This window comes from Clostridium sartagoforme, assembly GCF_004794105.1.
In the GTDB taxonomy this organism is placed as follows: domain Bacteria; phylum Bacillota; class Clostridia; order Clostridiales; family Clostridiaceae; genus Clostridium; species Clostridium sartagoforme_B.
This window is the reverse complement of sequence record NZ_SRYR01000001.1, coordinates 1,224,361-1,249,951: the sequence shown is the minus strand read 5'-3', so window position 1 is coordinate 1,249,951 and position 25,591 is coordinate 1,224,361. Positions and strand designations below refer to the sequence as shown.

The window sequence follows — 25,591 nt, the reverse complement described above, 5'->3', positions numbered from 1 at the left end:
TAAAAGAAATTAAAGTATAACAAAAATAAAGATAATCAATTGGGGAGGTTATATGGAAAATAACTTAAGAAAATATTTATTTAAAAATAAAATAATGATGGCATTTTTTATATTATTAGTTCCACTTTCATGCTTTTTTCAATTAAGTTTGCACTATCGTTTGAACCAGTTATAAATTCGGCTATTAATAAAAATTTGAATATGCTAAAAATATCTGCAATGTGGTGTGGTATATATGCAATTTTAGATTGTTTTTTTCTTTTAATAGTAAAATATATTAAAGAAAATATACTGAAGGAAACCTTTGTAAACTTAAAAAATCATTTATTTACGAAGATATTGAAATTTAATACTGAAGCATTTAATGAATTTAATACAGGAACCTATATCTCCATATTAGATAATGATGTTAAACTATTAGGAGATAGTTATTATAATAATATTTTATCTTTATACAACGTAATTGTAAGTTTTATCTTTTCCTTTATAACTGTATTTTTCTTAAATTATACGATAACTATAATTTTAATTATGGTTGCCGTATCTTCTATTATAATTCCAAAATTTTTTGATATAAAGTTAGCAAATTTACAGGAGAAGTATTCAGAAAACATGAAAAGATATACCTCTCAAATTAAAGATTTTTTTGATGGATTTCAAGTAATAAAAAGTTTTAACATTCAAGATAAGATAATAAGAAGTAATGCGAAATTGAATAAAATAAGAGAGAAAAGTGGATGTGAAGCTAGAAAAACTGTATATTTAGCAGGGTGGATATCTATGTTATTTAGCTCAGCAATGTATGTAATTACATATGTTATTGGTGGATATTTTGCTATTATAGGAGCAATATCTGTTGGATTAGTAATATCTTTATCTCAACTTATTGGAGGAGTAGTAGCACCTTTAGAACAAGTGCCAGCTATTTTAGCTGAAATAAATTCTACTTTAAAAATACGAAATAAGTTAGAACAAATTATAAATAAAAAGGTTCATGAGGAAAAAGGACAAGATCTTAGAGATTTACCTTTAGAAGTATTAATAAAGAATATATCATTTAATTACAAAAATTCAGAAGTTATGGCTTTAAACAATATAAATATGAAATTTAAAGAAGGTAAACAGTATGCAATTGTAGGAGAAAGCGGAAGTGGTAAAAGTACTATTGCCAAGTTACTTTTAAATTTTTACAAATATAATAATGGAGAAATTAAAATTAATGATATAGAAATCTCTAAAATAGATTCAAGTTATTTGTACAAGACAATAGGATATATTCATCAGAATATATTTCTATTTGATGAGACTTTAAAAAACAATATAACTTTATATAACAAATATAGTGATAAAGAAATTATGGATGTAATTGAAGCTTCAGGGCTATCAGAATTTATAAAAAGACTTCCTAAAGGATTAAATACCAATGTAGGTGAGAATGGGAGTATATTCTCAGGGGGAGAGAGGCAAAGGATAGGTATTGCAAGGGCATTAATATGTAAAGCTAAGTTTCTAATTCTAGATGAAGCTACTTCTAGCCTAGATAATATTACAGCTAATGAAATTAATAATAGCGTGCTTAGTTTGCAAGATACTTCAACTATAGTTATCACCCATCAATTATCTTATAATTTACTGAGTAAGTGTGATTATATATATGTTATGAAGAATGGAAGAATAATTGAAGAAGGAAGTTTAGAAGAATTAATAGATAATAAATTATATTTTTATAATTTATATAATGTAAATGAAAAATATATAATTTGATAGAAGTATTATACAAAGGGAAATTAAATACAAAATTAAAGCAATGTACAAAGAAATAGAATTACTTAAGGTAGCAAAATGAAAGATTATGCAAGACTTCTTAATTTATGTAGGAAGAAATATAGAGGTATCGAGAATGAAGCTAAATATTGTGATTTTTATAGAGAAGGAGGGGGGAATCATTAATAACTCATTTAGACATGAAAATTATTGTAGTGATACTATGTCAGTATTATATGGATAAGGATGATCTTATCATCGAAAATATTAAAATTGATATTTCTCAACACTTATAACACTATAGAGTTTATTCATATAAAATGATCCCCCAAATTACAAAGAGTATAATATTTTATTGAAATTACTACAATTATAGGTTTTTTAACATCTTAATAAATTAGGGTAAAAAGTTAAAAATGATACTAATATATTAATTTTTAAAGTTATATAATGAAAATATATAATTTAAGTATTAAAAAAGGGGATATTTTATGAGTAAAATCAATGTGGTATTAGTAGGTGCTGGAGCTCGAGGAAAGGATGTATATTCAAAATATATACTTAATAATCCAGAAATTGCAAAGGTAGTAGCAGTGGCAGAGCCCAATGAAGAAAAAAGAAAAATGATTGCAGAGGCTTTTGATATTCCAAAAGAAAAAACATTTTGTAGCTGGAAGGAAGTTAAAGATGAAGAAAGACTTGGAGAGGTTATGATAATTGCAAATAATGACGAAGATCATTATTCGCCTTGTAAATTAGCTTTAGATAAAGGATATCATGTACTTTTAGAAAAGCCAATGACTAATAATTTAGATGAATGTATTCAGCTTGGGGAACTAGCAAAAAAACATCCTAATCAATTGTTAATGATAGCACACGTATTAAGGTATACACCTTTTTTTGAAGAAATAAAAAGAATTATTGAAAGTAAAGAACTTGGTGAGTTAGTGAGCATTCAACATAATGAAAATATAGGGTACTGGCATTATGCACATAGCTTTACAAGAGGGAACTGGAAAAATTCAGATGAAACTTCACCATTAATTTTATCTAAAAGCTGTCATGATATGGATATATTAACATGGTTAGCTTCTTCTAAATGCAAGAAAATAGCTGCTTTTGGAAGCTTAAGTAAGTTATGTAGTAAGCATTATGATAAGAATACAATGAGTGAGCGTTGTTTAGATTGTAGTATTGAAGAGTCTTGCCCTTACTCAGCAGTTAAACTATATTTAGGAGAAGCTCCAATTATGCTAAATTACTTAGATCCAAATCCCACTAGGGAAAATATTGTTAATGCCTTGAGGAATGGTGATTACGGAAAGTGCGTTTATAAATGTGACAATAATGTAGTAGATCATATGACAACTATACTAGAATATGAAAACGGTGTAACAGCAACTTTCAATTTATCAGCCTTTACTTTAGATTGTAATAGAACAATAAAGCTTATGTTTACAAAAGGTGAGGTTGGAGGAAATGATGAAAAAAATACTATAAAGGTAAAAAGATTTGGTAAAAGAGAAAAAACAACCATACATCCTATTAAGGTAGAAGGTGGGCATAATGGTGGTGATACTAAATTAATAGAGGCATTTTTCAAAAGTATTTTAGATAATGATTTTGATATAAAAACTACAGCAAGTAAAAGTGTAGAAAGTCATGTAATGGCTTTTGCTGCTGAACATTCTAGGCTTAATAATGTAATTGTTAACATTGATGAATTTATAAAAGAAAGATTAGAAAAGTAACAATTCAAATAAATAATTTTTTGCTTTTTAAGGAGGAAATAAATGAATTATAATGGATTAAGTGAAGAAATAAAAAGTGTCCTAAAGGATGTAAGTAAAATAATCAATATAGACATTCTATATGAAAATGAATCAATAGAATTTGATGTTTTGGAAAATTCTGTTAATGATATAGAAATAAAGTATGGTAGTGAAAATTATATAAAATATAAAAATAGAAATAATTTATTTAGAGCTTTAAGCTTGTATGCTCAGTTTATAAAGGAAGGAAAAGAAAACTTTGAGCTTAATGAAAAAGCATTAATACAATCAGTTGGAACGATGATTGATGTTTCAAGAAATGCAGTATATAAAGTAGAAGAAATCAAAAAATTATTAGTAAAAGTTGCTTTAATGGGGCATTCAAGATTTATGTTATATACTGAAGATACCTATGAAATTGATGGATATGAATATTTTGGATATTTAAGGGGGAAATATACTAAGGCTGAATTGAAAGAGATTGATGATTATGCTTATTCACTAGGTATTGAAGTAATTCCTTGTATTCAAACCCTTGCACATTTAAAGCAAACTTTAAAATATGAGTATGCAAAGGATTTTAGAGATACAGCAGATGTTCTTTTAGTAGGTGAAGAAAAGACATATAAATTTATTGAAGCAATGATTTCAACTCTTAGAGGAGTATTTAGAAGTAATAATATTCATATTGGTATGGATGAAGCCTTTGATTTAGGAAGAGGTGAGTCTATTAGTAAAAATGGATACAAATCACATCATGAGTTAATGATTGAACATTTAAATATTGTAAATGAAATTTGTAAAAAATATAATTTTAAACCAATGATGTGGGATGACATGTTTTTTAGAGCTGGTGCACCAAATGGAAATTATTATGATTTAGATACGGTTATAACAGAGGAAATTTCAAGTAATATTCCTAAGGAAGTAAGCTTAGTTTACTGGGATTACTATAATTCCGATGAAGAGGTTTATGAAAAGTTATTAAAAATTAGAGAAGGATTTAATAATAATATAGTATTTGCAGGTGGATCTTGGAGATGGCTTGGATATGCTCCTACTTATTCAAAAACATTTGCAACAACTAATGCTGCTTTAAAGTTATGTAAGGCTAAAAATATAAATGAAGTACTTGTAACATTATGGGGAGATGATGGATCAGAGGCCCCATTAAATGTATCTTTATTAGGGTTAATGCTTTTTGCAGAGCATAGCTACTATGAAGAAGTAGACGATGATTGGTTAAATAGAAGATGTGAGTTTTTAACAGGTTTATCAATGGAGGATTTCTTTGCATTAGAGAAGCTAGATTTAGTTCCAACAGTTAAATATCCTAATTTAAAGGAAGCAAATCCATCAAAATACTTAACTTATCAAGATATATTACTAGGAGCCTTTGATAAACATATTGAAGGATTAGAGTTAAATTCACATTATAATAAATTAGCAAAAGAATATGAAAAGATATCTGAAAAAACAGAAGAATATAAAGAAATGTATTTAACCTTTTCAAAATTAAGTAGCTTCTTAGAGTTAAAAGCGGAAATAGGAATTAACTTAAGAAAAGCTTACTTAAATAAAGACAAGATAGAGCTTGAAAATATACAAACTTACATTTTGAAGGAATTAATAAGAAGATTAGATGATTTTCATAATAGCTATAGAAAGCTATGGTATAAAGAATGTAAGGGTCAAGGCTTTGAAGTGATTGATATAAGGCTTGGAGGAATTAAAGCTAGATTAGATTCAGCAAGCTATAGATTAGAAGAATATTTAACTGGAAATATTGATTTTATTGAAGAGCTTGAAGAAGAAATATTATATTTCCTTAATAATTTTTCAGAAGAATGCAAATTAATTTCTTATATAAGATATAAAGATATAGTTACACAAAATACTTTAACTTGGTAATTTAAATTTAATAAAGTAATTTCCCCTTTAAAATAGAGTGGTAGACTATGACTATTTCTAATTAAAGAAATTTAGGTAGCCTGCCACTTTCATTTAATTTAAGCTATCTCTATATTCCTTAGGAGTTAGTCCTACGGTTTCTTTAAAAACCTTACTAAAATATTTAGGGCTTTCATATCCAACTAGCTCTGTAATGGAATAAATCTTTAAATTTCTATCCTTTAATAAAGCCTTAGCTTTTTCTATTCTAACATCAGTTAAATATTTAATATAATTTTGACCAGTTTTTTCTTTAAAGAGTCTACTTAAGTAAATAGGATGAATATATAGTACATCTGATAGGCTATTTAAACTAATATCCTTCCAATAATTTTGATTTATAAATAAAATAGCACTATCTATAATATTATTACTACAAGAAGCAATAATATCATTTAGTTTATTGGATAATCTATAAAGGGTATTTAAAGAAAAATCTATTATACTATTTTTAGTTCTATTTTTTAGTAGATTTTTTGTGAAATCTTCTATTTGAAATTCAAATTTTTTCTCAAAACTAAAGTTAGAAATATAATTACAAGTAATTACAGTCAGTTCGATAGCAAGAGAATAAAGTTCATTATTTCCTAAAATTAAATTAGTAGAAGTTTTATTTAATAAATATTTTGAATAAGCAATAAAACCATCTGTATTAAGAGAAGATAAATACTTAGTAAATTCTTGCTTTTCATAAGAGCTTAATGGAAGAAATTCATCCTTTAAACCCTTTAAATCATTAAAGTTTAAAACTGAAATTTCATTTTTATTAATGCTTTGTAGAAGTGCAATACCGCTATTTTCATATAGACAGGAAATATTATTAATATCGTTATCTATATTACTTATCCCTATATTTACTTTAGTAAAGGTTGAATCTAAAACATTTTTGCATAACTCAAATAATTCATTAGATAAATTTAAATGCTTACTTTTTGGATAAACTATTACTGATAAATCTTTTATATTTTCAACAATATAATAAAAGTTACTAAATCTCTTTAATATTTCATTCAAATTACAATAAATAATGTTTTGGATACTAACAAAATCATTATATTGGTTAATATTGTAGTTAATATTTAATCTTATAATAAAATAAGGTTCATTTATTAGCTTTATATTATTAAAATTTTCTAAAGCAGTAGGCTTTATAGAACCGCATAATATGTTATTTAACAATATATTTTGTTTTATATTAATATAATCCATATTTGTAGTTTCACTATTTTTTTTCGAATCAAGAACTTTTTTTAATTTCTCAAACATTTCAGTTAATTCACTAAAATTAACAGGCTTTGTTAGATAATCAAAGCAACCAAATTTAAGAGCCTTTTTAGCATAAGCAAAATCTTCATAGCCACTTAATATTATAGATTTTACAGAAGGAAAGCTTGTACATAAAATTTGAAGTAAATCAAAACCAGATTTAATAGGCATATTTATATCAGTTAGTACAACATCTATATTATTTTCCTTTAATATTATTTCAGCTTCATCAACGGAAGTACAGCTAGTTACAACTTCATAACCAAGAGCTTCCCAATTAACAAACCGTTTTAAACCATTTACTACAATTTCTTCATCATCTACAATTAACATTTTATACATATAGACCCTCCTTAGATACTGAGTTAGTATCAATAGTAGTAGGAAAGGTAATGGTTATAATTGTCCCTTCACCATATTTACTATAGATACTTAAACCAAACTTATCACTTGAATAAAGCTTAATTCTTTCGTTAACATTACAAATACCTATTTTATTAGTAATGATAGTTTTATTACTTAAACTATTTTTAACTTCCTTTATTTTATCTTCCTCCATACCTATACCATTATCTTTAATAGTGATTACTATTTTTTCATTAACTACTGAACCGCTAATTTCTATAGTTTTATCTAATGGATTGTTTACAAAACCATGTATAATTGAATTTTCTACTAAAGGTTGAAAGGTTAATTTTGAAATTTTATATTGTGAAATATCAAAATTCAAGTTAGTTTTTAATAGGATTTTATTAGTATATTTATAATTTATAACCTTTAAATAGGCTTGGATATGATTAATTTCTTCAGCTATAGTGACAAGATCATTGCCCTTTTTTACACTTAATCTAAGTAGTTTAGAAAAGTCTTCTATCATCGTACTTACTTTACTCTCACCATTTACTTCATACATAGATTCCCATCTAATTAAATCTAAGGTGTTATATAAAAAATGAGGATTAATTTGCATTTGTAAGGCATTTAATTCAGCATTTTTCTTTCTAAAATTTAAGGTTTTTTCATTAATTTCAGCTTTATATAAATTATCAATTAAGGATTCAATATCACCTATCATATTATTGAAATCATTACCTAAATTACTTATTTCATCATTTGAATTGTCCTCATAAAAGACATTTAAGTTTTTTCTAGCAGCCTTATCCATGTTTTTCTTTAGCTTATTTAAAGGAATAATAATACTTAAAGTAACCATATAAGCTAGTATAAGAGCCAGAAAAGTACATATAAGTAAAACGTTAAAGTTTAACTTAAATATAGTTTTACTGCTACTAAAAATAGATAATTTATCTATTATATAAATAAGATAATAGGGGGAATTAGGTAACTGTTTAAAATAGATTAAATAAGGCTTACCACTTATATATTCCGTTAAAGAGCCAGAAGAAGTTGAGTATATTTTTTCTACAATTTCAGAGTCTTGCGAAATTGCAGGGATTTTAACGTTTTCATTAAGAGACATTAATGATCCAGCCTTTGACATAAATAAAATATTACCTTTGTTATCAAATTTAATTCCTTTTATGTTTATTAAAAATCTTAAATCTATATTCATATGTATAACACCTAAGGTTTTACCTGTGTGGAAATCTATTAAGGACCTAGACATACTAATATGATTAAAGATAGTTTGATTATTATTATTTTGATTTAAGAAGATAGTTTGCCCTTGAGGTTGATCAAACCAAAGTGGATAACCATTATTATTTATAGCATCGGTATATTCAGGTGAATTTCTAAAGATATTTAAATTTGAAATTATTGCACCTTTTTTTCTTTCATCTCGGCTAATTTGAGTATATTGGTCATAGGGCGTTATAATTTGAACATTACTTACATATTCATGATCTGAGGTTAAAGTAAAAAGCATATCATTTATTATTTTTTTGTTTTGTTCATATTTGGATTTATCTTCTGTAGTAGATTCTTTATTTAAAGCTATTTTTTCATTTTCTATAAGGAGAGAGGAGATATACTCATCTTTATAAACCTTATAGGATAAGTTCTCATAATATTCCATTTCCTTTAATAGTATTTCGTATATATTTTCAGTTAAAAGTTCTAAATAATATGTAATAGTGCTTTCCATTTCTTTAGAATAAGTTCTGTAGTTAAATGTTGCAATTATAATAGTAGGTACTAAAATAACAATTAAAAAAGAAATAAGAAGTCTTTTTAAAATATGTACTTTTCTAAAGTATATGATAATTTTATTTAATAGATTAGATTTATGTTGAAATATCTTAAACATCTTTAATCTCCAATAAAAAAATAATGTAGTAAAATTATAACATAAAAACAAATAAAACCCTAGACTGATAATGGATTACTTATAATCTAGGGCTTTTTTATTTATAATTATTTATTAGCTTTAATGTCTTTATTAAACTTTTCTAATACTTCTTTTTCAGCTAAATCTTGAGCACTTTTAAATTCCTTAGTAGGATCAGCAGTAGGATCTGAAATTACTTTTTGTACTGCCTTATCTATATAAGAAGCAACAGTAGCCTTTCCATAGAATTCAAGTCTTCCTTCATCTTGAATATCATTTAATACCTTTGAATATTCTTCTGGCATTTTAACTATATCATCTAAAGATAAATCATCTCTTGGAATAATTACAGGATTTACAACACCCTTGCTTTCAATATTTTTATAGAACTTTGTTTTTTCTTCTTTACTTTCATAAAAACTTATATATTTGAATGCAGCATCTTTCTTTTCAGGAGTTGTTTTAGCATTTATAACTCTTGCATTTCCACCAATAGCTGTTGTATGTTTTCCAGAAGGACCAGCAGGGAATAAAGCAAGACCAATATCATTAGGGTTCATACCAAGGCTTGTTGCCCAACTTACCCAGTCACCGGCAAAAGGCATCATAGCAATCTTATCTGTTGCAAATTGAGGAATTAAATCATTAAATTTCAAAGTTAAATCTGATTGAATTACCTTTTCTTTTACTAAAGTTTGATAAAATTCTGCAGCTTTTATAACTGCTGGGTCTGTAAAAGTTAAAGATAAAGTGTCATCAGAATTTTGTTTAGTTAAATCTCCACCTGCTTGCCAAACATAATATTGGAAGAACCATTCTGTCCATTCTGCAGAAAGTATTCCGTAACCTGCTTGTTGTTTTTCAGGGATAGTCAATTTTTTTGCATCAGCTAAAGCTTCATCCCAAGTATTTGGAACAGATGTAATACTTGAATCAGCAAAGAGCTTCTTATTGTAACCAAAGAACATTGGATTTACTTGTGATGGAATACCATATACTTTTCCATCTAAGGAAAGCATGTCTAGATATTTTTTTGATAATCCTTTTCCTTCATCCCACTTGCTTATATAGTCATCAAGTGGTTCAAGAATACCAGCCTTCATATATTTGTCCATCATTGTAAAGGATACGTCTATTAAATCTGGAGCATTTCCAGCTGCAACACCTTGGTAAAATTCATTACCTGGATCTCCCTCCTTAACAACCTTGTTAAGTTTGATATTTGGATATTTTTCTAAAAATTCTTTTTCTACACTAGCGGTAAAGTCATCTTGCTCCCTACTTGTGACCCAAAGTGTTAATTCTACCTCTTTATCAGAGTTTTCTGGTTCCTTAGCAGTTTTACCTGAACAACCAGCTAATGCGCCAATACTAATACCTACAACTAAAAATGTAGCAAGTAATTTAGTTAGTTTTTTACTTAACATATGAAATCCCCCTATACCTTTTAAATTATCAATGCACTGTTATCTTGCTTGATGAGATAAGTATACAAAAAAACAGCACGTAATGTAAACGATTTAAAATTAACAAATGGTATCTAAAATTAACTATTAATATTTCTTCTAAAGGTATTGAAAATTGATATATAGTACATAAATTTAACCTTTAGTATAAGTGAGGTCAATATATACAGATATTTCTTGAAAGATAGCACCTTTTTTCTTAAATTTACAACATTTAATAAAAATTAGTAATCGCTTACACTTATAATATCAGATAATTTAAATAAGCAAATAGGGGAGGACAAATATGTTGAATAAAAGTTTAGAAAAGAGTTTAATTAATAAAAAAAATCCTAATAAAAATAAAAAGGTTAAATATAAGAATGTTATGAGAAAAATTTCACCTTTCTTATTTTTAATTCCAGGAATAATATTTACTCTTTGGCTTAGGTATATACCTATATTTAAATCGTTTTATATGTCGTTATTTAGATATGATGCAATAAATCCACCAGGAGAATTTGTAGGACTCGAAAATTATGCTAATTTATTTCAAACACATTTCTATTGGGATGCTTGGAAAAATACATTTGTTTTTTTAATATTAACTTTAACATTAGTTTTCTTTGTGCCAATAATTCAAGCTTTGTTTTTGAATGAAATATTAAAAGGAAAGAAATTGTTTACAACTGTTTATTTAGTTACAGCAGTAATTCCTATGTCTGTTAATGTTATTATATGGAAATGGATTTGGAGTCCTGATTATGGTCTAGCAAATCAAATATTAAAATTCTTTGGAGCAGAACCACAGCTATGGCTTAGTAATCCTGATTTAACGAAATTTGCAATAATTTTCCCAGGAGTAATAGGTGGAGGAATTGCAGTACTTATGTATACAGCTGCTATTCAAGGTATACCAGCTGAAGTTTTTGAAGCAGCTGAACTTGATGGATGTACTGGTTTTAAAAAGATAAGATATATAATATTACCTAATATTGTGTTTATAATAATAATTCAATTAGTATTAGCTGTTATTGGAGCTATGCAAATATTAGATGCTCCTTATCAATTTGCATCAGGTGGTCCAAGTGGTTCATCAACCTCTATGGGTATTTTCATTTACAATGCTTTTAAACAAGATTTAGATTATGGTAAAGGTGCTGCTGCTTCAATGATATTATTTGCAGTAATAGCAGTAATGACAATATTCCAAATGAAGCTAGATAAATCAGAAAGAAATTAGGAGGAGGGATAGAGATGAAAAGTAAAAAGAAATTAAATAATAATAAAGGATTAAAAGTAGTTGCATATATCTTTACAATTTTGTTTGCCATTGCAATATTATATCCTTTATTTTATATTGCAAGTAATTCATTAAAGGATAATGTTAAGATTTATGATATGCCTCCAAGTATATTACCAGATAGTGCAAAAAGTATTTCTATTGTTTTAAATTACGATAATTATACTGGAAAGGATGAAGATGAGTTTTTAGAGACAATAAAGAAAGACACAGTTTTATCCATGTTTTCAACAATTAATGATTTTAAAAGAGATTCTATTTATGAAGTAAAATTTTATGGAGTAAAGGATAATAAGACTGTTTATTACTCAAGAGCTCACAAAATGGAGTTAGAACTTGAAAGAGATTTTGGAGTTTATGCTAATTCGGTTATAAATAAGGATGTTGTTTTAACAAACGATAGATACAACAAGGCAATGAACAATATAAAATATGATTTTAATATAAATGGGGTAAAGGAAAGCTACGATAATTCAAAATTTGGAACTAGTGACTTTGAACCTAGAATGGATAACTTATTAAATGGTGATTTCAAAACCTCTGGTGATTTTATGGGATTAACTGAAAAGAAAAATAATTTTCTTTTACTAGAAAGCTTTGCACATTATCATAAATTACCAGCTTATGCTTATTCACAAAATAAAGCTATTAGTCAATATAGCTTCTTAGTTTTTGTTTTGAATACAGTAATAGTAATATTATGGGCTATTTTAACACAAACAGTACTATGTTCATTAACGGCATTTTCTTTATCTAGATTGTTACCAAAGAAAATTTCAAATCCATTGTTGTTTTTCTTTTTAGCAACTATGATGATTCCTTTTGCATCAATAATGATACCACAATTTACAATGTTTAAAGATATGGGATTATATGATAATTACGGAGCATTGCTATTTCCATTCTTATTACCGTATGGATTCTTTATTTATCTATATAAAGGATTTTTTGATAGATTACCTAATGAACTTTTCGAAGCGGCAAGGGTTGATGGAGCTTCAAATTTATATTGCTATTTTAAAATTTGTATGCCTTTATCGAAGCCTATTATTTCAATAATAGCTCTTCAAACCTTCCTATCAAACTGGAATGATTTTTTCTGGGCATGGATGGTTACAGAAAAACAAGAATTATGGACATTAAATGTTGCATTATATAATTTATCTAATAATGGATCTATAAAGCAAAACTTTATATTAGGTTTATCACTTATAACAATTTTACCAGTTATCTTATTAACTATTCTTTTATCAAATCAAATAAAAGAAAGTATAGCTTCAACTGGACTTAAATAGAAGATTATAATGAAGGTGGGTAAAGATATGGCGAAAAATAAACAAGAGAGCATAAGAGTAAAAATAAATGATTTAGAAAACATAAAAGTAGAAAAACCTAAAAATACAAATGGTATTGTCGTAAATGTTCTAGATTTTGAAGCTACACAAGAAAAATATAAATGTAATTATGAAGCATTCAAAAAAGCAATAGACTATTGTAGGGAGATTAAAGCTAGTAACCTTGAAATACCTAAAGGAAAATACTATTTTAATGCTTCTTTAGATAGGGGAGAAGCACAAATAAAATTAGATGATTTATCTGATATTACTATTAATGGTAATGGTTCTGAATTTATTTTTTCTAGTGATAATAAATTTATATCTATTCATAATAGTACAAGATTAGAAATTAAAAATTTGATTTTAGATTGGAATTGGGATAAAGAGCCATTAGCTAGTCTTGGAAGAATAATAAAGGTAGCAAAGGATGGTAGCTATTTTGATTGTGAATTTCCTTCCTTTAAGAATATTAAAGATTCCTTTGAGATAAGGATTGTTGGTCCTTTTAATCCAAAGGAAGTTAAGCCAGGAAATAAAGGTGGATTAGAATTTAGACCATATAAAAATAATCATGTAATTGAATCAGATGATGAAGAGTCTAATAAGGATATGGAAAAGCTTGTAAGAGAATTGTCAAATATTATTACAGGTATGGAAAAAATCAAAAATAATGTAATGAGATTTTATACTACTGATTTTATTTGGACTTTAGATAGAATAAAAAAAGATCAATTATATAACTTTAGACATTTTGAATATGAATCAACAGCCATTTATTTAACAGATAGCAATAATATAAATTTAGAAAGTATAACAATATACTCTTGCCCTGGAAGTGGAATTGTTGGTAGAGGAAAATTGCATAATTTTATAATTAATAAATGTAAGGTTGTAAGAAAGCCTGGAACAAGCAGGTCTATAACTACCTCTGCTGACTGTATCCATATAGGGAATTCACAAGGTAATTTTATTATTGAAGATTGTGAATTTAGTTATGCAGGTGATGATTGTATAAATATACATGACAATACGTCTATGGGAGTTAAAGTAATAGGAGATAAAAGCATAATAGCAAAAAGAGTAGACAAAGAAAGAAATGCTATTTGTGAAGGGGACATGTTAGAATTTAGAAATGGTGATTTTAGTGAAACTGGATATTCTTCGAAAGTTAAGTATGTAAAATATAATGAAGAAGAAGTAACCTGTACTATTGAGCTTGAGGACAAGGTTCCAGAAAGTTTAAATGAAAAAACTATTATTTTTAACAGAAGATATTGTACTGAAAATTATATTATAAGAAACAATAAGTTTCATTCAAATAGAGCAAGAGGGATTTTAATTCATGGCTCTAATGGATTAATAGAGGGGAATAGCTTTTATAAAATACAAGGAACTGCTATTCAAATTGAAGCTGGTGCAGAAAGTCGTTGGGCAGAAGGCACTGGAGTAAACAATGTAATATTTAGAAATAACTTTATAGAAAGCTGTGATTTAAATAGGTGGATTATGGCTGTCATATATATGGGAGTGTACCTTCCAGATGGAAGATGTAATTATCCAATATTTAATAATATAATTTTTGAAAATAACACTATAGTAGATTGTCCAAGACTAGCCTTTTATTTATCTTCATGCTCAGATATATTTATTTTAAACAATACTATAATCAATCCTAATACAGGAACCTTTAATGGAAGGGTTTACGGCTCAAGTCAAAATGAATTGCCAATTTATGATGAGTATTATCAAGGAACTATAGAAATAGTTAAGGCTAAAGACGTAGTAGTAGAAAATAATGAAAGAATTGAATATGTAGATACTTATTCCAATGGTATTTATTTTGAGAAAGGTAACACTTCTAATATAATAGTAAAAAATAACTATGGATTTATCTAAAGAATCCTATAAAAGAATGGATAATTAAAAAAATAATTTCATTATTATGAAACTAGAATTTGATCATAAAAAGATAAAAAACACCTAATTAGGCAAATTATATATTGAAAAGATAACTAGTAAAATTATTAAAACTTGAAATTCAAATAATGTTAACTATATTGTATATGTGTAAGTGCATACTAATTTACTTAGGGTAAGGTGAATCGTATCACAAGTAAATGAGGTTATTAAATAACAACTTAAGCTAATGAGTTATAGAGCTTAAGTTGTTTTTTTATTTAAAGAATACTTTAGCAATTTTGGAACAGCATTATCAAAAGTTAAGTGATATATTAGAATTACCACGTGGGAAAAGGATGGTGATAATTTGAATTATAGTGATGCCATATCACAATGTATTAAGTTTATTGAGGAAAATATAAAAAGTGATTTAACTCCAGAAGTAATAGCAAGTAGCAGTGGATATTCTGTTTTTCATTTTTTACGAGTATTTAATATTAATAAAGGAATGACTTTAATGGAGTATGTAAAAAAGAGAAGACTTTCATTAGCTGCTATTGATTTATTTAAAGGCGAGAGAATAATAGATATTGCACTTGATTATGGTTTTAAAACACATAATGGTTTTTCAAAAGCATTTAAAAAGGAATTTGGTTTTAGCCCTAAACAATATGTGAAATGTATGGGAAATTATTTTAATAAAGAATCAAAATTAGAACTTGGAGGTTATATTATGAATCCTGTTATTATGAAAAAAACTGCATTTAAGGTTGCTGGGTATGGTATTAAAACTAATATTACTAATAGTAATTATACTAAAGATATAGCTTCATTTTGGAGTAATTATGATGGTGAAAATTTAGAAAGTAAAATGTATAAAATATTAAATCCTCCAAAGCATGGTGAAGTGGGGATATGTGTTCCAGAAAGTGGAGAAAGTGGAGATGCAGTATATTTACTTGGTGTTATAATTGATAATTTTGATAATGTTACTAATGATATGATAACAGTTGAAGTTCCAGAAGCAACTTATGCTGTTTTTACAACACCGCCAGTAGACACATCTAAGAATTTGGATAACAATGACTTTCCAGAGGCAATAAAGAATACTTGGAAATATATATTTGAAGAGTGGTTTAAAGATAGTGAATATGTTTTTGATGAAAGTAAATTTGATCTCGAATTTTATGATGAGAGATGTCATGGACGAAAAGATACTGTAATGGAAATTTATGTACCAATACAGAAAAGATAAATTACTGTATTTATAATATAAGATAAAAAATTTAGAAGCTATAATGTAGGGTGTCAAAACATAGTGAAAATATGTTTTGATACCCTACTATATAGTTCTAGTTGTTTAGTCATCCTGTAACATTATAAATATTAATAGTGCTTTTAATAATATGACTACTGTAAATAGTAACATTAAATTATTATTATTTATTAAGTAGTAAATTTCATATTAAGAGAGATTAAGTAATACAAGTAGCCTATATTAATATATAAAATTATACTTTTGAGTTATACCATAATTACATAGAATACATGTAGAATAATAAAATGTAAAAAATGCACATTCAACCGTTATGGAGAATCGTAATATAAATAAGGTTAATAGTTTACTATTGATAATACTTGGTTAGTTCACTTTATATATTAAAATATATTAGTAAAAATAAGAGAAATAATAGGTATTTATTTCTAAATATGTTATAATAGTGTATATAGATATTTGTTGATACTGACAAAATGTCGAGTTTTATAATTAAGTTCAAGGAAATTAAATGATGTTATACAATGAAATTTTGAATAGTAAGTTAGGTATCAAAAATTACGGTATTTAAACAAGAGTTTTGCATTATTTAGAATCGGCAGCCTTAGTCCTGATTTGTGTTTAAAGCTGGAATTATACATCGCAGTTAACTTTAAAAGTTATTTGACTATAATTACAGCATAAAATAAATAAATTTAAAGGAGAATTAAAATGAGCAAATTTGAAAATGCAATGAGACTATTGGAGGAACGTTGTGGAAATGACAAAGAGGAAGTTATTGCTCTTGCGACAATAGCATTATCCTCCACGGCTGCCGGTAATCCTCGTCCTGCTGTCCGTATGGTATGTGCTTATTATGAAGACGGTGTATTTTATGTTTCTACGGACGCAAGAAAAAATAAAATGCTACAAATTGAAAAGAACAACGAGGTTTCCGTAAGTGGGTTTGGTTGGTACTCTCTGCAAGGAAGGGCTGAAAATCTCGGCTGGGTAAAGGACGAGAAAAACGCGAGAATTAGAGAGAAATTTAAGAAAATTTTCGATTGGTTCGATGAAGATGGCGACGAGGACAACCCGAATTCAATCGTTTTACGTATCTCCCTGACAGAGGGGACGATTACTGACAATGAAGAAAAATACGGTGAATGGCAGTATGAAATTGATTTTATCAATAAAACGGCGAAATAAATCTTAAAATAATAAGTGGTTTGTAACTTAAAAGCAAAAAGCATCACTACTTAATTATCAATATTTTCCAACTTAGTTTTCTGAAACCCAACATTAAATAGTTTATTGTTGGGTTTTATTAGGTCTCTTTACATTACTTATATAAAAAAACTTTTAGATTATCCTTATTATCAAGAGTAGCCAGCAAAACATTTATTATACTAGTTTTATATAAACTTTCTAATTTAGACACAAGCCAGTCTTCATCCTTATTAAGCTCTTTTAGTTCATTGAAATTAATTTTACCATCTTTAATAACTGTTTTTGAAAAATTAAAGGGTTCTATTTCTATATCTAAAGATGAAGGGGTAATGGGATCGTATTTTGGTTGAAGAAAAACAGAAATTTTACCATCAGGCTCCCAAGTTGCTAAAGCTACTTTTTTTATATCATCTACTTTTTCTTTACGTAATTCTTCTAACAATATATCAATTGATATTCTTGCTTTTTTTAATCCTTTATATATGATTTCACCATTTTGAACAAGTGTAGTTGGTGAATTATTAAAAAAGCTCCTAAGAAGAGGGGATTTAAGCATACTGAGGATGCAACCCAAATATAGTATGGTTAGAACAAGAGTTGTAATAATGGAGCCTTTTAATCCAAGTTTCTCATCAGATAAGGGATGAGCAATAATATTTCCAATTACTAAAGTAATAACAAAATCAAGAAGTCTTAATTGAGAAATTGAACGCTGCCCTAAAAGTTTTGCGATAATTAGTAAAAAGGAAAAAGCAATAATAGCACGAAGTACCCAGTCAAAAGTTGTAAGTGTTTCTTGACCATATAAAAAGTTCATATAAAATAGCTCCTTTATGTAATCAAATTAATACTTATATTATTTTAACCATTAATTTATAAAAAAATTAATAGAAGTATTTAAGGTATTTTAATATGACTTAATATAAGATTTTTTAAAAAAATTAAATTTAATAAAAGTTTATTTATATTAAATTAATTTTATTGTTTAAATTAGTTTAAAAAGATGTTAAAATGATAAAAAACTACAAGTTATGACAATGTCGTAATTGTAGTTTTTATTATTTTAATTGAAATGAGGTTATAAATATGCCGGAGAACAATAGTAAAAAGATTATGTGGTATAGCCTTGCATTAATGGCTTTTTCAGGAGTCTGGGGATTTGGAAATGTAATCAATGGATTTTCTGAATATAATGGATTACAAGCAATTGTAGCTTGGCTTATAATTTTTGCAATTTATTTTATACCATATGCATTAATGGTAGGAGAATTAGGATCTGCATTTAAAAGTCATGGTGGCGGTGTAAGTTCTTGGGTTGGAGAAACTATAGGACCTAAGATAGCATACTATGCAGGTTGGACATATTGGATTGTACATATGCCATATCTTTCACAAAAACCTAATAGTTTTATGATTGCATCAAGTTGGGCTATCTTTCAAGACAGTAGAATTAGTAATATGAATACTGTATTGTTACAAATAAGTTGTTTAATCGTTTTTGTTGTTGCTATGTATATTGCATCTAAGGGGTTAAATCCATTAAAGAAATTATCTTCTTTAGCAGGGACGTCTATGTTTGTAATGTCTATGTTATTTATATTATTAATGATAGCAGCTCCAGCTATTACAGATGCTCAATTAAATGAAATAAACTGGTCATTAAGTACCTTTATTCCAAAGTTTGATGTTTCATTTTTCACAAGTATTTCTATATTAGTATTTTCAGTTGGTGGTTGTGAAAAGATATCACCTTATGTAAATCAAATGAAGGATCCTGCTAAGGGCTTTTCAAAGGGAATGATTGCACTAGCTATTATGGTTGCAGTTACAGCAATACTTGGAACAATTTCATTAGGAATGATGTTTGATTCAAATAATATTCCAAGTGACTTAATGACAAATGGAGCATATTATGCATTCCAAAAGCTAGGTGAATACTATAACTTAGGAAACTTATTCGTTATAGCTTATGCAATTACTAATATGATTGGACAGTTTGCTGTACTTATAATTTCAATTGATGCTCCATTACGTATGTTACTTGATAGTGGGGATAGAAGATATATTCCAGAAAAGTTATTTATACAAAATAAAAACGGTGCATACACTAATGGACATAAATTAATATTTGTTATAGTTTCAATATTAATTATAGTTCCAGCAATAGGAATTGGAAGTGTTGATGAGTTAGTTAGATGGCTTGTAAAACTAAATGCAGTTTGTATGCCTCTAAGATATTTATGGGTATTTGTTGCTTATATAGCATTAAAGAGAGTAGACGACAAATTCCAAAGAGAATATTATTTTGTGAAGAATAGAAGTTTAGGAATAGTATTAGGAGCTTGGTGCTTTGCCTTTACAGCCTTTGCTTGTATAGGTGGTATGTATTCAAAAGATATATTCCAGCTATCATTAAATATTATAACTCCATTTATATTAATAGCTTTAGGATTAATATTACCTTATATAGCTAAGAGAACAAATATATCTAAATAATAGAGTACTACTGTCTAGTATATGATTAATAAATTATATACTAGACAGTTTTTTTATTTTCTGATCTTTGTAGGATTAGTGGCTCATTCTTATTTAGTAAACAAGTATTAGGTTTAAAGAAGTAAGTAGCGTTGTTAAAATATACTTATGTCAAAGAAATGGAGGAGTTATTTATGAAAAGAGATTTTTTCAATGCGTAGCAGAGGCTATAGCATTATAAAATAGTGAGGTAGCCTTTGCAAATCCTAAGAGTTTAATAAATAGGAGGCGCAATATGAGCTATAATAAAAAATATATATGGGAAGTAGTTCCTGAAAATTTACCTAAAGTAAAAAGAAATTGCCCAAAGTGCAATGAAAAGACATACTATATAAATAGTGAGAAATTTAGAGTTAATGCAAATAAAAGCAATATTGATGTATGGTTAATTTATCAATGTGAGAATTGTAAATCTACTTGGAATATGACAATATATGAAAGAATAAATCCTAGGGATATTAATAAAGATGAATATAAGAAGTTTCTAGCTAACGATAAACATTTAGCTAGAGAATATGCTTTTGATTTAAGTATATATAGTAAGAATAAGGCAGAAATTATTTTAGAAGGTCTAAACTATAAGATAATAGAAAGTGAACTAGACTTGTATTATATTAATGAAAATGAGCTTTCAGTTGAGGTTCTTTGTAATTATAAAATGGATATTAGGGTAGATAAATTCTTAAGTGATAAGCTTGAGGTTTCAAGAAGTAAAATAAAAAGTATGCATCAGAATGGAGAATTTATTATTAAGGATAATAAGAATTCATTAAACACAAAAATAAAAAATGGTATGGAGATAAGTTTTGTTAAGATAAAAGAGGAAGTTAAGTTTCTAAAGGAGATTGTCTAATCCTATAAAACTTTAGGTTTCCTTGATTTGTAAAGTGATATTAAGTAAAATAGTAAATATATTGGAATAAAAGGAGAGATTTATATGACAACACCTTCTATAAATGCATAGCAAAGGCTATTGCATATAAAATAATAATTAAATAGCCTTTGCTACACCTAAATTTAAATTATATATTTAGGAGGAGCATTATGTGCTATATTGCAGCAAAGGAAGTATTACCTATAGAAATATTAGAATTGATTCAAAATTATGTAGAAGGTGAGTATATTTATATTCCTAAGAGAGAAGAAAATAAGAGGCTTTGGGGATCTACCACAACTACTAAAAAAGAGATTAAATTAAGAGATGATAGGATTTATTCTGAATACAAAAGTGGAATATGTAGAAAAGACCTGGCAGCTAAATACTTTTTATCAAAAAAGAGTATAGACAGAATAATTTTAAAAGAGAAAAATAATACTATTGAAGAAAGATCATAACAAGAGAGCTTAAAACTAGGCTCTCTTATTTTTTATATAAATTACTTAATCCTTTAAATCAAAGCATAAATGCTCCAATTATAAGAAATATATATCCAACTGGGATTAAGAAGAAAAATGGTTCAACAAGGATTCCATCGGAATTTATAGTAGATCCCATAATACTTAATCCTATAAAACAAGAAGCACCTATAATAAATGGGAGAATGTAAATTAATATTTTCATATAATTACTCCTTTCAATTTTATGAAATAATAATAGTACAGTATAATAATATCAATAAAAGATAAGGGTTCATATGATAAAATTCTTGGTTGAATAAAATGTTATCAATAAGGTGATGTGCTGGAAAAAACTGCTTGATATAGCAGGTAATTATACTATAATAGGGATTATGTTAAATAAAATTAGATTTGAAATGCTAACTAAGAAAGGACAGTAAATGAAGAACTTTGAGAAAATAGTAAAAGATACGAGAATAATCGAGATTTATAATAAAATATCAGAATTTGAAGATTTAGATAAAGGCTGTGCACATCATAATTTAGAGCATGTTAAGAATGTTGCTAATTTAGTTGAGGTTTTATTAAGAAAGTTAAATTATGATTAAAAATTTATAGAAGAGGCTAAGATAGCAGCTATACTACATGATACTGGAGCAATAGAAGGAAAGAAAAATCATGCATTAAGAAGTTATGATTTTGCAAAGGCTTACTTTGAAGAAAATAATATTGAATTAAAATATAAGGATTTAGTTTTAGAAGCAATAAAGATTCATAGTGATGGATTTAATAGTAATAATATTATTGCATTAACATTAATTATAAGCGATAAGTTAGATATAAAATATACTAGAGTTGCTAAAGCTGGATATGATCTTAAGGGTATGAGGGAGCTACTTCACATTAAAGATATTTTAGTTGATATAAATAGTAGTAATATAGAAATTAAATTTATATGTGATGAAGAAATAAACAAGAAAGAACTAGAAGAGTTTTATTTTATAACTAAGGTTTTTAAGTCAATACATACATTTTCAAGTAAAATGAATTTAAATCCTAAATTGTTTTTTAATAATGATGAATGGAAGATGTTTAATAATATAATAGAGAATAAAGATTAGATAAGGAAAGCATAAAAGAAATATTATAAAGAATATGTGCTATGTTAATTTATGGTATAATATTGAAAAAGATGGGGGCTTAGAGATGCTGAATTTAACTAAACCATCTCGTCTTAAAAGAGGAGATAAAATAGCTACAGTAAGCTTATCTTGGGGTGGAGCTGGAGATAAAGAAATACTATGGAGATATTATCAAGGTAAGAAGAGGCTTGAAGAAGAATTTGGACTTGAAGTTATTGAGATGGAGAACACTTTAAAGGGAAGTGAGTTTTTATATAATCATCCTGAAAAAAGGGCAGAGGACTTTATGAATGCTTTTAAAGATAAGTCCATTAAAGGGATTTTTTCATGTATAGGTGGGTAGAAAAGTCAAAGGGAATAATCTTTGGAAAGCCATATGATAATCAGTATTACGAAGAGTATAAGAAGGTAATTTATAAAGTAATTAGAGATGAACTAAGGTTAAAGGATTTACCGATATTGTATAATATGAATTTTGGGCATACAGCTCCAATGATTACATTACCATATGGTGCTTTAGCTGAGATAGATTGTGATAATAATACCTTCTCTATATTAGAATCAGGTGTTATATAAAAGGGATATTTTTATTAGTTTTAAATTTTGCTTTAATATATAAAGTATTTTTTATTATGTTATTTTGAGAGGGAAATATGATTTTGTTAGAGAAAGATAAAATAAATGAAAATTCTATAGAAGAGTTAGAGATTTATAATAGTAAAGAAAATGATCCTAAGTCTTCAGTAATAGAAAGTAGTGACTATGATTTTGCAATTTCTAGATATAAAGAAGATGATTTTAGGTATGAATTTGTAAAGAAGTATATTGAATATATTAAGGAAAAATATGGTGTAAATATTTTTAATTGCAAATTTGAAAAACCAGATAGTGATAGTAAGTTCATAAATTTTTATATTTATTTATGGCAGGCTGACCCAGATATTCATTATAGAATAGAGGATAAAAAAAATAAGTATATAGAGAGCTTCTATGAAATTCTAAAGAGCACAAAGTTACTTGGAATTACAGAAACAACAGAGATACAATTTTTAGTTAAAGATATACTAAAAACAATGATTTCTCATAGCAGTAATAAGGCATGGCATAATATTCATAAAACTATAAAATCTGTTTTTTCAGAAGTGGTGGCTGTTAGTTATTGGAACACTTTTTATGTATTTATAAATGATGATGATTTTGAAAAGACAGTTTTAGATAAAGATTATCTTAATGAAATAAGAAAGTATTGTTATAAAGCTATTAAGGAATATGATGTTGATAATGTTTTAGAGTATAGTAATTTTCATATTAGAATAGATAACTATAAGAATTATAAAGAAATAGGTGGACAGAATTACTTTAATAGTGATTATATGTTTAATTGTATTACTCTATAAATTAATTTTAGAAATACTTAAGATTAAAGCACAATGTTATTTTGGTGTGCTTTCTTTTTTATTTATATAAAGCTTAGATTAACACTGATATTACAAGCAATTTTAAAGGCGTGATATGAGATTTTAATTATAAGTTAAAGCTAAAGTTAATAATAGAAGGAGTATTGATAATGGAGAATATTATAATTAGAAATTCAATGAAAGAGGATAGGATAAAGATTTCGGAAGTTTTCGCAGAAACTTTTTTTGAAGAGTGGAAAAGTCTATCAAGTGATGTAAATAAAATATCTAGGGGGTTAAGAAGAGGACTTACCTTGGATAATTACCTTGTTGCAATAATAAATAATGAGATTGTTGGGTTTTTGGCTTATGTTACAGGAGATAATAGAGCCTTTTATGCTAATTTAAAGGATTTTCAAAAGGAATTTGGTTACTTTAGAGGTTATATGGGTGCAATTGCTATTAAGAATGACTTAGAAAAGTCAAAGAATCTAAATGATAAAACCATCTATATAGATATTATTGGAGTTAAGAAAGAGTTTTTTAGACGAGGAATTGCAAGTAGCCTTATAGAATTTTGTACTAAAAACAATGATTATAGTAATTTTACTATATCAGTAACAAATATAAATATAGCAGCCATTAATTGCTATAAAAAGTTTGGATTTAAAGAATATAAACGAGAAAAAGTAAGATATGCAAAAATGAGAGGCTATTCTGAATTTATATTTATGAAGTACCATAAATAATATTATCTTCGAAAAAGATATTAATAGTAGAGATTATGAGAAATGCAAAAAAATCTACAATTACTCAAATTTATTAATTGCTAAAATATATTATGCATTTAAATTGAATAACTTTTCTATTGAGTTAGATAATATATATTTTGAAATAGGAGAGGCAGTTATATACTTGTGTTAATAATTAGATATTAAATATATATAATTATGTATTTAAATTCCGATAATCGTTTCTAGTTTATAGCAAAAAATGAATTTAGTACAAACTAATTAAATAATGATGTATAATATTTTTAGAATAGTTTTGTTGGAAGGTGATTAATATGAGTAAAATTATAGATGCAAGAGGGAAGAATTGTCCTATGCCTGTTATTATGGCGAAGAAAGAAATTGATGGAGGAGTAAAATTCTTTACAGTTCAAGTTGATAACAAAATAGCAGTAGAAAATCTAAGTAAATTGGCTAGTAGTCAAGGATTTGAAGTTAAAGTAACTGAAGTTAATGGTAATTTTGATGTTAGGTTTTCTAATGGATGTGAAGAGTGCGAAGAAATATTAGCTAAGGTTGAAAATAAAAAGCCCCTTGGTGATTGGAGTATATTTGTAAATAAAAGCACAATTGGTGTTGGTAATGAAGAATTAGGACAAACTTTAATAAAGATGTTCTTATATACAATTTCAGAATCAGAGGATTATCCAAAATCAATTTTATTTATGAACGATGGAGTAAAGGTTCCTACGCTTAATAAACAAGCTGCTGAACACTTAAAAGAGTTAGAAAACCATGGAGTTGATTTACTTGTTTGTGGTGCATGTCTTAATTTCTATGGATTAGAAGATAAGCTTTCAGTAGGAAGAGTAAGCAATATGTATGAAATAGTTGAAGAAATGAAGGTAGTTTCTAAAGTTATAACAATTTAATTTTT

The 25,591-nt window shown here is 26.8% G+C and carries 21 protein-coding genes and 2 pseudogenes; 18 read left to right on the top strand and 5 right to left on the bottom strand.

The genetic code is table 11. The features are described from left to right. The first annotated feature begins 129 nt into the window (after positions 1 to 129). From E5347_RS05525 to E5347_RS05515, 3 genes are all read left to right on the top strand, one after another. The gene (locus E5347_RS05525) at positions 130 to 1,764 is read left to right on the top strand and encodes an ABC transporter ATP-binding protein (RefSeq protein ID WP_136005347.1); all 1,635 of its coding nucleotides are present in this window, start codon (positions 130 to 132) and stop codon (positions 1,762 to 1,764) included. Between the two features lie 491 nt (positions 1,765 to 2,255). Further along, on the top strand, positions 2,256 to 3,515 hold the full coding sequence (locus E5347_RS05520; RefSeq protein WP_136005345.1) for a Gfo/Idh/MocA family protein: 1,260 nt from the start codon (positions 2,256 to 2,258) through the stop codon (positions 3,513 to 3,515). Positions 3,516 to 3,557: 42 nt separating this feature from the next. After that, positions 3,558 to 5,447: a beta-N-acetylhexosaminidase gene (locus E5347_RS05515; RefSeq protein ID WP_136005343.1), complete on the top strand. Its 1,890-nt coding sequence runs from the start codon at positions 3,558 to 3,560 to the stop codon at positions 5,445 to 5,447. 93 nt (positions 5,448 to 5,540) lie between these two features. Here E5347_RS05515 and E5347_RS05510 read toward each other — a convergent pair whose 3' ends face one another. From E5347_RS05510 to E5347_RS05500, 3 genes are all read right to left on the bottom strand, one after another. After that, entirely contained in the window at positions 5,541 to 7,094 is a 1,554-nt protein-coding gene (locus E5347_RS05510) for a response regulator transcription factor (protein ID WP_136005342.1), read from the bottom strand. Further along, positions 7,087 to 9,021, bottom strand: a complete 1,935-nt coding sequence (locus tag E5347_RS05505) for a cache domain-containing sensor histidine kinase (RefSeq protein WP_136005340.1) — start codon at positions 9,019 to 9,021, stop codon at positions 7,087 to 7,089. The genes E5347_RS05510 and E5347_RS05505 overlap by 8 nt, the downstream gene beginning before the upstream one ends. A gap of 107 nt (positions 9,022 to 9,128) precedes the next feature. Then, a complete protein-coding gene (locus tag E5347_RS05500) occupies positions 9,129 to 10,469 on the bottom strand; it encodes an extracellular solute-binding protein (RefSeq protein WP_136005339.1) in 1,341 nt (446 codons plus the stop codon). 325 nt (positions 10,470 to 10,794) lie between these two features. Here E5347_RS05500 and E5347_RS05495 point away from each other — a divergent pair, with 325 nt between their 5' ends. From E5347_RS05495 to E5347_RS05475, 5 genes are all read left to right on the top strand, one after another. Beyond that, positions 10,795 to 11,730 carry a sugar ABC transporter permease gene (locus E5347_RS05495; RefSeq protein ID WP_341472504.1) on the top strand — a complete coding sequence of 312 codons (936 nt, stop codon included), beginning with the start codon at positions 10,795 to 10,797 and terminating at the stop codon, positions 11,728 to 11,730. A 14-nt stretch (positions 11,731 to 11,744) separates the two neighbouring features. Then, complete coding sequence (locus tag E5347_RS05490) at positions 11,745 to 13,085, top strand: carbohydrate ABC transporter permease (protein ID WP_136005337.1); 1,341 nt, start codon at positions 11,745 to 11,747, stop codon at positions 13,083 to 13,085. Positions 13,086 to 13,112: 27 nt separating this feature from the next. Further along, on the top strand, positions 13,113 to 15,023 hold the full coding sequence (locus tag E5347_RS05485; RefSeq protein ID WP_136005336.1) for a right-handed parallel beta-helix repeat-containing protein: 1,911 nt from the start codon (positions 13,113 to 13,115) through the stop codon (positions 15,021 to 15,023). 370 nt (positions 15,024 to 15,393) lie between these two features. Continuing rightward, on the top strand, positions 15,394 to 16,281 hold the full coding sequence (locus E5347_RS05480) for an AraC family transcriptional regulator (protein WP_136005335.1): 888 nt from the start codon (positions 15,394 to 15,396) through the stop codon (positions 16,279 to 16,281). A gap of 732 nt (positions 16,282 to 17,013) precedes the next feature. Beyond that, on the top strand, positions 17,014 to 17,490 hold the full coding sequence (locus tag E5347_RS05475) for a pyridoxamine 5'-phosphate oxidase family protein (protein ID WP_136005334.1): 477 nt from the start codon (positions 17,014 to 17,016) through the stop codon (positions 17,488 to 17,490). Between the two features lie 133 nt (positions 17,491 to 17,623). Here the strand turns inward: E5347_RS05475 and E5347_RS05470 are convergent, their stop codons facing one another. Then, the gene (locus E5347_RS05470) at positions 17,624 to 18,328 is read right to left on the bottom strand and encodes a DUF421 domain-containing protein (protein WP_136005332.1); all 705 of its coding nucleotides are present in this window, start codon (positions 18,326 to 18,328) and stop codon (positions 17,624 to 17,626) included. Positions 18,329 to 18,597: 269 nt separating this feature from the next. On the opposite strand from E5347_RS05470, the gene E5347_RS05465 reads away from it, so the two are divergent. The 3 genes from E5347_RS05465 (at position 18,598) to E5347_RS05455 (ending at position 21,381) form a co-directional block, all read left to right on the top strand. Continuing rightward, entirely contained in the window at positions 18,598 to 20,007 is a 1,410-nt protein-coding gene (locus E5347_RS05465) for an amino acid permease (protein WP_136005330.1), read from the top strand. 274 nt (positions 20,008 to 20,281) lie between these two features. After that, a complete protein-coding gene (locus tag E5347_RS05460) occupies positions 20,282 to 20,899 on the top strand; it encodes a DUF1062 domain-containing protein (protein WP_136005328.1) in 618 nt (205 codons plus the stop codon). A 191-nt stretch (positions 20,900 to 21,090) separates the two neighbouring features. Further along, a complete protein-coding gene (locus tag E5347_RS05455) occupies positions 21,091 to 21,381 on the top strand; it encodes a CD3324 family protein (protein WP_136005326.1) in 291 nt (96 codons plus the stop codon). A gap of 58 nt (positions 21,382 to 21,439) precedes the next feature. On the opposite strand, the gene E5347_RS17230 is transcribed toward E5347_RS05455, so the two are convergent. Then, complete coding sequence (locus E5347_RS17230; protein ID WP_136005324.1) at positions 21,440 to 21,607, bottom strand: DUF3955 domain-containing protein; 168 nt, start codon at positions 21,605 to 21,607, stop codon at positions 21,440 to 21,442. 217 nt (positions 21,608 to 21,824) lie between these two features. Here E5347_RS17230 and E5347_RS16815 point away from each other — a divergent pair, with 217 nt between their 5' ends. The 7 genes and pseudogenes from E5347_RS16815 (at position 21,825) to yedF (ending at position 25,586) form a co-directional block, all read left to right on the top strand. Then, the gene (locus tag E5347_RS16815; protein WP_168354908.1) at positions 21,825 to 21,992 is read left to right on the top strand and encodes a hypothetical protein; all 168 of its coding nucleotides are present in this window, start codon (positions 21,825 to 21,827) and stop codon (positions 21,990 to 21,992) included. A gap of 6 nt (positions 21,993 to 21,998) precedes the next feature. Further along, positions 21,999 to 22,211, top strand: a pseudogene (locus tag E5347_RS17225) (HD domain-containing protein); the annotation flags it as partial. A 57-nt stretch (positions 22,212 to 22,268) separates the two neighbouring features. Then, positions 22,269 to 22,505 carry a hypothetical protein gene (locus E5347_RS17075; protein ID WP_243109728.1) on the top strand — a complete coding sequence of 79 codons (237 nt, stop codon included), beginning with the start codon at positions 22,269 to 22,271 and terminating at the stop codon, positions 22,503 to 22,505. Between the two features lie 85 nt (positions 22,506 to 22,590). Further along, a pseudogene (locus tag E5347_RS05440) lies at positions 22,591 to 23,102 on the top strand (LD-carboxypeptidase). A 77-nt stretch (positions 23,103 to 23,179) separates the two neighbouring features. Then, positions 23,180 to 23,923 (top strand): hypothetical protein, encoded by a 744-nt coding sequence (locus E5347_RS05435; RefSeq protein ID WP_136005323.1) that lies wholly within the window; start codon positions 23,180 to 23,182, stop codon positions 23,921 to 23,923. Positions 23,924 to 24,093: 170 nt separating this feature from the next. Next, positions 24,094 to 24,672: a GNAT family N-acetyltransferase gene (locus E5347_RS05430; protein ID WP_207670449.1), complete on the top strand. Its 579-nt coding sequence runs from the start codon at positions 24,094 to 24,096 to the stop codon at positions 24,670 to 24,672. A gap of 317 nt (positions 24,673 to 24,989) precedes the next feature. After that, entirely contained in the window at positions 24,990 to 25,586 is a 597-nt protein-coding gene (yedF, locus tag E5347_RS05425) for a sulfurtransferase-like selenium metabolism protein YedF (protein ID WP_136005321.1), read from the top strand. Positions 25,587 to 25,591 lie beyond the last annotated feature (5 nt).